9 protein-coding genes and 1 pseudogene are annotated in these 8,925 nt (G+C 70.8%); 4 read left to right on the top strand and 6 right to left on the bottom strand.

Annotated features, from left to right (window positions below):
- Window positions 1-48: 48 nt before the first annotated feature.
- The 4 genes from GAS53_RS27140 to GAS53_RS27155 form a co-directional block, all read right to left on the bottom strand.
- Complete coding sequence (locus GAS53_RS27140) at window positions 49-720, bottom strand: response regulator (RefSeq protein ID WP_151480347.1); 672 nt, start codon at window positions 718-720, stop codon at window positions 49-51.
- A complete protein-coding gene (locus GAS53_RS27145; RefSeq protein WP_151480348.1) occupies window positions 717-1,943 on the bottom strand; it encodes a sensor histidine kinase in 1,227 nt (408 codons plus the stop codon). Before GAS53_RS27145 ends, GAS53_RS27140 begins: the two co-directional genes overlap by 4 nt.
- Before the next feature lie 142 nt (window positions 1,944-2,085).
- Complete coding sequence (locus GAS53_RS27150) at window positions 2,086-2,838, bottom strand: IclR family transcriptional regulator (RefSeq protein WP_151480442.1); 753 nt, start codon at window positions 2,836-2,838, stop codon at window positions 2,086-2,088.
- Window positions 2,839-2,846: 8 nt separating this feature from the next.
- Complete coding sequence (locus tag GAS53_RS27155) at window positions 2,847-3,272, bottom strand: MarR family winged helix-turn-helix transcriptional regulator (RefSeq protein WP_151480349.1); 426 nt, start codon at window positions 3,270-3,272, stop codon at window positions 2,847-2,849.
- A 247-nt stretch (window positions 3,273-3,519) separates the two neighbouring features.
- Here GAS53_RS27155 and GAS53_RS27160 point away from each other — a divergent pair, with 247 nt between their 5' ends.
- Genes GAS53_RS27160 through GAS53_RS27175 form a run of 4 tightly spaced genes read left to right on the top strand, consistent with a single transcriptional unit; the run spans window position 3,520 to window position 7,354 of the window.
- Entirely contained in the window at window positions 3,520-4,437 is a 918-nt protein-coding gene (locus GAS53_RS27160) for an SDR family NAD(P)-dependent oxidoreductase (protein WP_151480350.1), read from the top strand.
- Window positions 4,438-4,440: 3 nt separating this feature from the next.
- Window positions 4,441-5,325, top strand: a complete 885-nt coding sequence (locus GAS53_RS27165) for an amidohydrolase family protein (protein ID WP_151480351.1) — start codon at window positions 4,441-4,443, stop codon at window positions 5,323-5,325.
- 39 nt (window positions 5,326-5,364) lie between these two features.
- Window positions 5,365-6,870, top strand: a complete 1,506-nt coding sequence (gene menE, locus GAS53_RS27170; protein WP_151480352.1) for an o-succinylbenzoate--CoA ligase — start codon at window positions 5,365-5,367, stop codon at window positions 6,868-6,870.
- A 28-nt stretch (window positions 6,871-6,898) separates the two neighbouring features.
- Window positions 6,899-7,354, top strand: a complete 456-nt coding sequence (locus GAS53_RS27175; RefSeq protein WP_151480353.1) for a MaoC family dehydratase — start codon at window positions 6,899-6,901, stop codon at window positions 7,352-7,354.
- Window positions 7,355-7,464: 110 nt separating this feature from the next.
- On the opposite strand, the gene GAS53_RS27180 is transcribed toward GAS53_RS27175, so the two are convergent.
- Window positions 7,465-8,331 carry a PaaX family transcriptional regulator gene (locus GAS53_RS27180; protein ID WP_225859104.1) on the bottom strand — a complete coding sequence of 289 codons (867 nt, stop codon included), beginning with the start codon at window positions 8,329-8,331 and terminating at the stop codon, window positions 7,465-7,467.
- A 73-nt stretch (window positions 8,332-8,404) separates the two neighbouring features.
- Window positions 8,405-8,925 (bottom strand): annotated as a pseudogene (locus tag GAS53_RS27185) (histidinol-phosphatase); the annotation flags it as partial.

An 8,925-nucleotide genomic window follows, 5' to 3' on the forward strand; every position in this document is an offset into this window, starting at 1 on the left:
CGCGACCAGCCCCCACCGGGCCTGCAGCATATGAACCGGCAAGAGGAATCAGTTCGAACCCGGGGCCACCAGGCCCGTCTCGTACGCGCAGATCACCGCCTGCACCCGATCCCGCAGCCCCAGCTTGCTGAGCACATTGCTGACGTGGGTCTTGACGGTGTGTTCGCTGACGAAAAGAGTCGTCGCGATCTCCGCGTTGGACAGACCGCGGGCCAGCAGCCGCAGGGTCTCCTCCTCGCGGGCCGTGAGGACGTCGAGCCGTACGGTCGAGGGCGGCGGCGTCGCGGACTCGGCCCGCCGTCGCTGGATGATGTCGGCCACGAGTCGCCGTGTCACGGACGGGGCGAGGAGGGAGTCGCCCGCCGCGACCACCCGTACGGCGTGCACCAGGTCGTCCCGGCGTACGTCCTTCAGAAGGAACCCGCTGGCGCCCGCGTACAGCGCCTCGTACACGTACTCGTCGAGGTCGAAGGTCGTCAGCATGACGACCCGGCACCCGGACTGCGCGCAGACCAGCCGGGCCGCCTCCAGGCCGTCCATCCGGGGCATGCGGATGTCGAGCAGCAGCACGTCGGGCGTGTGCCGCTGCACTGCCGCCACCGCCTCGACGCCGTCCCCGGCCTCCGCGACCACCTCGATGTCGGGCTGCGCCTCCAGGATCATGCTGAACCCGCTGCGGACCAGCTCCTGGTCGTCGGCGACCACCACCCGGATGCTCACCCCAGGGCCGCCTGCCGGTCGACGGCCACGGGAAGGCGTACAACGACCCGGAAACCGCCGTCGCGGCCGGGTCCCGTACGGGCCGTGCCACCGCAGGCGGCGGCCCGCTCGCGGATCCCGATCAGCCCGTGGCCGCCCCCGTTCCCGTTTCCCACTCCGCCGCGGTCCGCCGGCCCTCGCCCGTCGTCCGTCACCGTGAGCGTCAACTCGTCCTCCGTCCAGTCGAGTTCGACCCGCGCTCGGGAAGCGTACGCATGCTTCACGGTGTTGGTCAGGGCTTCCTGGACCACGCGGTACGCGGCGACCTCGGTGTCCTGGTGCAGCGGGCGCGGCTCGCCGGTGGCGCGGAGCTCGACGCGCAGGCCGGCGGTCTCACCGACCTGCCGGACCAGGTCGGTGAGGGCCGCGACGCCGGGCTGCGGCAGCCGGACCGAACTCCCGTTCACCGGCTCGTCCTTGAGCACGCCGAGGATCCGCCGCAGTTGCGTCATCGCGTCGCGCCCGGCGCCGGCGATGGCGTCGAACGCCGCCTCCGCCCGCTCGGGATCGCTGCGCACCACCACGGGCCCGGCCTCGGCCTGCACCACCATCAGGCTCACCGCGTGGGCGAGGATGTCGTGCATGTCCCGGGCGATCCTGGCCCGCTCCTGCGCGGCGGCCCGTGCGGTGTCGGCGGCGTGTTCGCGCTCCAGACGGCGCGCGCGGTCCTCCAGCGCCTCGGTGTTCACGCGCTGGAGACGGCCGAGCACCCCGAAGCCGTACGCGCTGACAAGGCTCAGCAGATGGAAGGCGTACTCGAAGGGTTCGGCATGCTCCGAGTGCGTCATGGTCAGCGAGGTCCCGGCCAGCCAGCCCACCAGCATGAGGCGCCGCTGCCAGGGCGGGGCGATCGCGGCCATTGTGTAGAGCACGACCAGACCGCTGTACACGATGTCCGGCGGGGGCGCGTGGTAGATCGCCACCGCGGGGGTGAACACCGAGACGGCGCAGGCGGCCGGGAAGGGCGCGCGCCGCCGCCAGACCAGCGGCACCGCCGTACCGACCCCCAGCAGGAATCCCTGCCACGACAGCCGGTCGTCACCCTCGTCGGGGAACATCCACTGCAGCGAGGTGGCGAACAGCACCAGCGCGGCGAACGCGCCGTCGACGACGTACGGGTTGGCCGCACGCAGACGTGCGACGGCAGGCGTGATCCAGGACGGGGCGGACAACGGGGCGGACATACGCGGCTCCTCGGGGCAAGGGCCGTCCCAGTATCCGGCCGTCACCGGGCCGCGTCCTCACCGGTGAGAGGGATATCCAAGGGGCAGACGTCCACCCGGAGCCGCCCCGGGTCCTGATCGGTCCTGCTCCTGCCTCCGGCTGTCAGGACGGTTCCGGCTGCCACCCCAGCGCCCGCGAGATACCGCGCGCCGCGAGCCGTACCGCCGGGATCAACGCCGGTGTCTGCGCGTCGCGTTCGGGCACCACGACCGAAACGGCCGCGACCACCGAGCCGTCCGCTCCGCGCACCGGCGCGGCCACCGACAGCGCGTCGTCCGTGACCTGACGACTGCTCACCGCCACGCCCGTGCGCCGGACTTCGGCGAGTACGCGGCGCAGCGTGGCCTCGTCCGTGATGGTGTGCGGCGTGAACCCCGCGAGAGGCCCCGTGCAGTACGTCTCCTGGAACGGCGCCTCGCAGTGCGCGAGCAGCGCGAGACCCACGCCGGTCGCGTGCAGCGGCCAGCGTGCGCCCACCTGGATCTTGACGCCGACCGCCGAACGCCCGGAGATCCACTCGATGTAGACGACCTCGGAGCCGTCGCGGACCGCCAACTGCACGTTCTCGTGCGTGGCTTCGTACAGGTCCTCCAGGTACGGCAGCGCGATCTGCCGCAACGCGAGACCGCGGGGGGAGAGCGCCGCGATCTCCCACAGCCGCAGGCCCACGTGGTAGATCCCGGACGCGTCCCGCTCCAGGGCGCCCCAGTCGCTGAGCGCGCCCACGAGCCGGTGGGCGGTGGTGAGGGAGAGTCCGGCCCGGCGGCTGATGTCCGTGAGGGAGAGCGCCGGGTGGTCGTGGTCGAAGGCGGCGAGCACGGCGAGGAGGCGGTCGGGTGCCGAGCGCGCGGTCATCGCGGTCGTCATCCGAGTTCGGTCTCGGCGATCCGTTGCAGGAGCGTGTGCAGAGTGTCCCGCTCGGCCGGATCCAGGGGCTTCAGAAGATCGTTCGTCACGCGCAGCCCCGCCTCGTCGGTGTCCCGCAGGAAGGCACGGCCGTCCTCGGTCAGGACCACGATCCGGCTGCGGCGGTCGTCGGGGGAGGGGCGGCGCTCGGCGAACCCGAGCTTCTCCAGGTCGTCGACCAGGCCGACGATCGCGCTCGGGTCGTAGCCGAGCTGTGCGCTCAGCTCCCGCTGGAGCGCGCCCTCGGAGGTGGCCAGGAACCGCAGCAGCGCGTAGTGGCGCAGCCGCAGCCCCGACTCCTGGAGGAACGTGTTGAACAGCTGACCCGAGCGCAGGCCCAGCCGGTACAGGAGATAGCCGGTGTCGGCGTGCAGCTCGCGCATCCACGGCTCCTGGGCGTCGATGGCCGCAGGGCCTACGGCTTGGTCGGTGGCGTGCTGCTGGCCTGCGATGACGGGCTCCCTGGGCCGGGCCCCGGGCGGGGCGGTTCGTACGTGCTGAGCACAGCATGACGTACCGACGGGGCAGCAACAACTATTGACGTCAACAATTATTGTCCTTAGCTTCTATCTCGTAGCCGCAGCTCGGCCCTCGAAGCCGCGCCATCCCCGCGTTGAAGGGACCCCCCTCGTGCCCAGCATCGATCTCACCGGCAAGGTCGCCGTCGTCACCGGCTCGGGCCGTGGCCTCGGCCTGGCCTACGCGCACGCCCTCGCCGCCGCCGGCGCCTCCGTGGTCGTCAACGACGTGGACGAGGCCGTCGCCGAGCAGGCTGTCAAGGCGATCACCGAGGCGGGCGGCACCGCCGTGGCCGAGGTGATCGCGGTCGGCACCACCGAGGCCGCGGACCGCCTGGTGGGCCGCGCGGTGGAGGAGTTCGGCCGCCTCGACATCCTGGTCACCAACGCGGGCATCCTCCGCGACAAGGTCCTGTGGAAGATGACCGACGAGGACTTCGACGCGGTGATCACCACTCACCTCAAGGGCACCTTCACCTGCGCCCGTGCCGCCGCCGTGCGCATGCGCGAGCAGGGCGAGGGCGGCACCATCGTCCTGGTCGGCTCTCCGGCCGGACAGCGCGGCAACTTCGGCCAGACGAACTACGCGGCCGCCAAGGCGGGCATCGCCGCCATGGCCCGTACGTGGTCGATGGAGCTGGGCCGCGCGGGCATCACCGTCAACGCGATCGTGCCGGTCGCGGCCACCGCGATGACCGAGACCATCCCGGCCTTCGCCCCGTACATCGAGGCCATGAAGCAGGGCGAGCCGCTGCCGGACTTCCTCCGCAAGGGCGAGGGCTTCGGCACCCCGGAGGACTGCGCCGCGCTCGTCCCCTTCCTCGCCTCCGAGGCCGCCCGCGGCGTGACCGGCCAGGCCATCGGCATCGGCGGCGACAAGGTGGCCCTGTGGTCCCACCCCCAGGAGATCAAGGCGGCGTACGCTGACGGTGGCTGGACCCCCGACACCCTCGCCGACGCCTGGCCGACCTCGCTCGGCGCCGAGCCGCAGACCGTCGGCATCCCCGCCCCGAAGTTCCCGGAGGCGTGAACCATGACGACCCTCAACGTCGAGGAACTCGTCGCGATCGACGTCCACACCCACGCCGAGGTCTCCTCCAAGGGCACGTCCTCCCTGGACGACGACCTGCATGACGCCTCCTCCGCCTACTTCAAGGTCGAGGGCAAGCGGAAGCCGACCCTGGAGGAGACGGCCGCCTACTACCGCGAGCGGAAGATGGCCGCCGTGATCTTCACGGTCGACGCCGAGTCCGCCACCGGCACCGAGCCCGTCCCGAACGAGGAGGTCGCCGAGGCGGCCGCCGCCAACCCGGACGTGCTGATCCCCTTCGCCTCCATCGACCCCTTCCGCGGCAAGGCCGGCGTCAAGCAGGCCCGCCGCCTGGTCGAGGAGTACGGGGTCAGGGGCTTCAAGTTCCACCCCAGCATCCAGGGCTTCTTCCCCAACGACAGGTCGGTGGCGTACGACCTGTACGAGGTGATCGAGGAGACCGGCACCATCGCCCTCTTCCACACGGGACAGACGGGCATCGGGGCCGGTGTGCCCGGCGGAGGCGGGATCCGTCTCAAGTACTCGAACCCCCTGCACGTGGACGACGTGGCGGCCGACTTCCCGCACCTGAAGATCATCCTGGCGCACCCGTCCTTCCCCTGGCAGGACGAGGCCCTGGCGGTCGCCACGCACAAGCCGGGTGTCCACATCGACCTGTCCGGCTGGTCGCCGAAGTACTTCCCGCCGCAGCTCGTGCAGTACGCGAACACGCTGCTCAAGGACAAGGTGCTGTTCGGCTCCGACTATCCGGTCCTCACCCCGGACCGCTGGCTGGCCGACTTCGCGAAGCTCCCGATCAAGGACGAGGTCAGGCCGAAGATCCTCAAGGAGAACGCGGCCCGCCTGCTCGGGCTCACGAAGGCATAGAGGGACACCCCATGTGCAACGAAGGACAGGGGCACGGACATGCGCAATGAGGGACTGGGGTCGTGGCCCGCACGCCGGGCCCGAAAGACCCCGCACCGCACCGCCCTGATCCACCACGACACGACGGTCACGTACGCGGAGCTGTACGAGCGCACCACCCGCCTCGCGCACGCCCTGCGCGAGGCCGGCCTGAGGCGCGGCGACCGGATCGCCTACCTCGGCCCCAACCACCCCTCGTACCTGGAGACGCTGTTCGCGGCCGGCACGCTCGGCGCGGTCTTCGTACCGCTCAACACCCGCCTGGCCGGCCCCGAGATCGCCTACCAGCTCGCGGACTCGGGCGCGAAGGTCCTCGTGTACGCGCCGTCGTTCGCCGGGCTCGTCGCCGGACTGCCGGGCAACAGCGATGTGCGTACGTACCTCGAAGTGGGCGCCGAATACGAGGAGTCGGTGGCCGGAGCGTCCACCGAGCCGATCGACCAGCCCGTCACCGCCGACGACACCTGCATCATCATGTACACCTCGGGGACGACGGGCCGCCCCAAGGGCGCGATGCTCACGCACGGCAATCTGATCTGGAACGCGTTCAACGTCCTGATCGACCACGACCTGATCGCCGACGAACGCGCCCTCGTCTCCGCCCCGCTGTTCCACACGGCCGGGCTGAACATGCTCACCCTGCCGGTGCTGCTCAAGGGCGGCACGTGCGTCCTGGTCGAGGCCTTCGATCCGTCGGCCACCTTCGACCTGATCGAACAGCACCGGATCACGTTCATGTTCGGGGTGCCGACCATGTTCGACCAGGTGGCCCGGCACGAGCGCTGGGCCGGCGCGGATCTGTCCTCGCTGCGGATCCTCACCTGCGGCGGCTCACCGGTGCCGACCCCGCTCATCGCCAAGTTCCAGGAGCGCGGGCTCACCTTCCTCCAGGGCTACGGCATGACCGAGGCCTCGCCCGGCACGCTCTTCCTGGACGCCGAGCACGCGGTCAGCAAGGCGGGTTCGGCCGGAGTGCCGCACTTCTTCAGCGACGTGCGTGTCGTACGGCCCGATCTCTCCCCGGCGGACGTCGGAGAGACCGGTGAGGTCGTCGTGCGAGGGCCGCACGTCATGCCCGGCTACTGGGGGCTGCCCGACGAGACCGCCGCGGTGTTCTCCGACGGCTGGTTCCGCAGTGGGGACGCGGCGCGGATCGACGAGGACGGCTATGTCTTCATCGTCGACCGCATCAAGGACATGATCATCTCCGGCGGCGAGAACATCTACCCCGCCGAGATCGAGGACCAGCTCCTCGCCCACCACGACATCGTCGAGTGCGCGGTCATCGGCGTGCCCGACGACAAGTGGGGCGAGGTGCCGCGAGCCGTCGTCGTCCCCCGCGAGGGTGCCGAGCTCGACGCCGACGAGATCCTCGCGTCGCTCGCCGGACGCCTCGCCAAGTACAAGATCCCGAAGTCGGTGGTGATCGCGGACGAACTGCCGCGTACGGCCTCCGGCAAGCTCCTCAAGGCCCGTGTCCGCAAGCGGTACGGCACCAAGTCCTAGCTTCAACTCCCCGATTGAGGAACGTCATATGAGCATCACCGTCAACGGCATCGACGAGCTCAAGAAGCTCGTCGGCAGCGAACTCGGCACGAGCGAGTGGATCGAGGTGACCCAGGAGCGCATCAACACGTTCGCCGATGCCACGGGCGACCACCAGTGGATCCACGTCGACGAGGAGAAGGCCAAGGAGGGCCCGTTCGGCGCGCCCATCGCGCACGGGTACCTCACGCTCGCCCTCTTCATCCCGCTGTTCACCGAGCTGCTGGACGTCCAGGGCGTCACCACGAAGGTCAACTACGGCCTGAACAAGGTGCGTTTCCCGTCGCCGGTGAAGGTCGGCTCACGCATCCGGCTCATCGGAAAGCTGGCGGAGGTCGAGGACGTAAAGGGCGGAGTTCAGATCACGGTCGACGGCACGATCGAGATCGAGGGCGCGCCCAAGCCGGCGGCGGTGCTGCAGAGCCTGTCCCGCTTCTACGCGTAAGCGCTCCGCTGGGTTGCCGGGTAACCACGGTCGTGCGTCGGGTGCGGGTTCGTTGTGGCTGGTCGCGCAGTTCCCCGCGCCCCTGAGAGACGGGGCTGCGCCCCGGTCTCTCAGGTCCCCGCCCGTACCGGTACCAGGTCGAGAAGGCGATCCGCCGACTCCCGTGCGAGCGGGGTCAGTTGGGCGTGCACCGTTTTGAACGTCTTCTCGGCCTGTTCGGCGGGCCAGTCGTCCGGCAGGTGCTTGACCGGCAGCCGCGGGTCGCGCCGGATGACCTGGAGCCACTCCGTCGACAGGCGCAGCCGCAGGGCGAGCGTAGCGAGATGGGGGTCCCCCCGGCCGGAGGCTGGGGGAGCCTCGTCGGCGTCGGGCTCCGCGGACTCCCAGGGCTGCCAGCGGCGGACGAACGCCTCGTAGCGCGTGGCCAGTTCGTCCAGTTCCCAGGTCTCCTCGATCATCGCGCCGATGTCCATGCCCGCGTCCGCGTGGGCGCGGAAGATCTTGACGTGGGCGGACAGGCCGAGCTCGGCGACGATCGCGGAGACGTCGACCTCGCCGGGCGCGATCCACAGTCCGCCGAACAGCGGCCCGAAGCCGTTCCAGGTCAACTGCGCGCGCAGATCGTGCCGTTGGCGCTGCCAGGACTCGGGCAGCGAGAAGCCGAGCAGCGTCCAGGTGCCGTCCCACTGCCGGTTGACGGCCCCGGCCTCCCAGATCCGCTGCTCGCCGTCCCGCAGCACGGCCTCCGAGCGTTCGGTCAGCCCGAAGTACATCCGCCGTCCCTCGCGCTGCCGCCGCAGCAGACCGCGGCCCACCATGCGCGTCAGCGTCGAGCGGGTGGCGTGCTCGCCGACGCCCGCGCGCCCGAAGACGTCGATGACGCTCCCCGAGTACACGCAGACGTCACGGCCGAGCACCTGGTCGCCCAGGAACGACAGCATGAGGGACTGGGGCCGCAGCGCCTCGTCAGTGGTCACCCGGCCCACGGTACGCCCGTCGATCAGCTTGTGACCAGGTAGTACGGGCGTACCGGCCGCTCTCGCACCGGCCTCACCGGCCGCCGGCCACCTCCACGAACACGGGGTTCGAGTAGAACCACGTGTCGGCCCACGGGTCACCCTTTCCGGGCTCGTGCGGGATCGGCCCGTGCGGGTCGACCGAGGCGCCCAGGTAACCGGCGCCGTGCCGGTTGCCGTCACTGCCGCGCAGCCGCACGTAGAAGGACTCGTCACCCGCGGTCAGCGGAATGCGCAGGGTGTACGTGCCCTTGCGGCCGGACACGTCCGCCGTGTGCACGACCTTGGTGTCGGGCGCGTGCCAGTCGTCGCGGTCGGCCGCCGGGCCGCGTACCGCCCCGCGGATCATGTCGACGTGGGCGAGCTCGGGCAGGATGCCGTGCGGGTTGGGGCGCGAGGTCGTCGTCACGGTCACGTTCAGAGTGAGCTTCTCGCCCTTGCGGACGCGCAGGCGCCCGCCCAGCGTGACGCCCCGCCCGTGGTCGCAGTCCCGCTTCAGCCGTACGTCGAGACCGTCCAGCAGATGCCCGTGGTCGAGCCAGACGCGGCCCGCGC

The sequence above is a fragment of the Streptomyces albicerus genome, assembly GCF_008905045.1.
GTDB lineage: Bacteria > Actinomycetota > Actinomycetes > Streptomycetales > Streptomycetaceae > Streptomyces > Streptomyces albicerus.

Bases quoted from the DNA above. Each gene is read 5' to 3' on its own strand.
- menE (WP_151480352.1), top strand. From the start codon at position 5,365: ATGCGCAATGAGGGACTGGGGTCGTGGCCCGCACGCCGGGCCCGAAAG.
- GAS53_RS27155 (WP_151480349.1), bottom strand. From the start codon at position 3,272: ATGCGCGAGCTGCACGCCGACACCGGCTATCTCCTGTACCGGCTGGGC.
- GAS53_RS27150 (WP_151480442.1), bottom strand. From the start codon at position 2,838: ATGACCGCGCGCTCGGCACCCGACCGCCTCCTCGCCGTGCTCGCCGCC.
- GAS53_RS27145 (WP_151480348.1), bottom strand. From the start codon at position 1,943: ATGTCCGCCCCGTTGTCCGCCCCGTCCTGGATCACGCCTGCCGTCGCA.
- GAS53_RS27175 (WP_151480353.1), top strand. From the start codon at position 6,899: ATGAGCATCACCGTCAACGGCATCGACGAGCTCAAGAAGCTCGTCGGC.
- GAS53_RS27165 (WP_151480351.1), top strand. From the start codon at position 4,441: ATGACGACCCTCAACGTCGAGGAACTCGTCGCGATCGACGTCCACACC.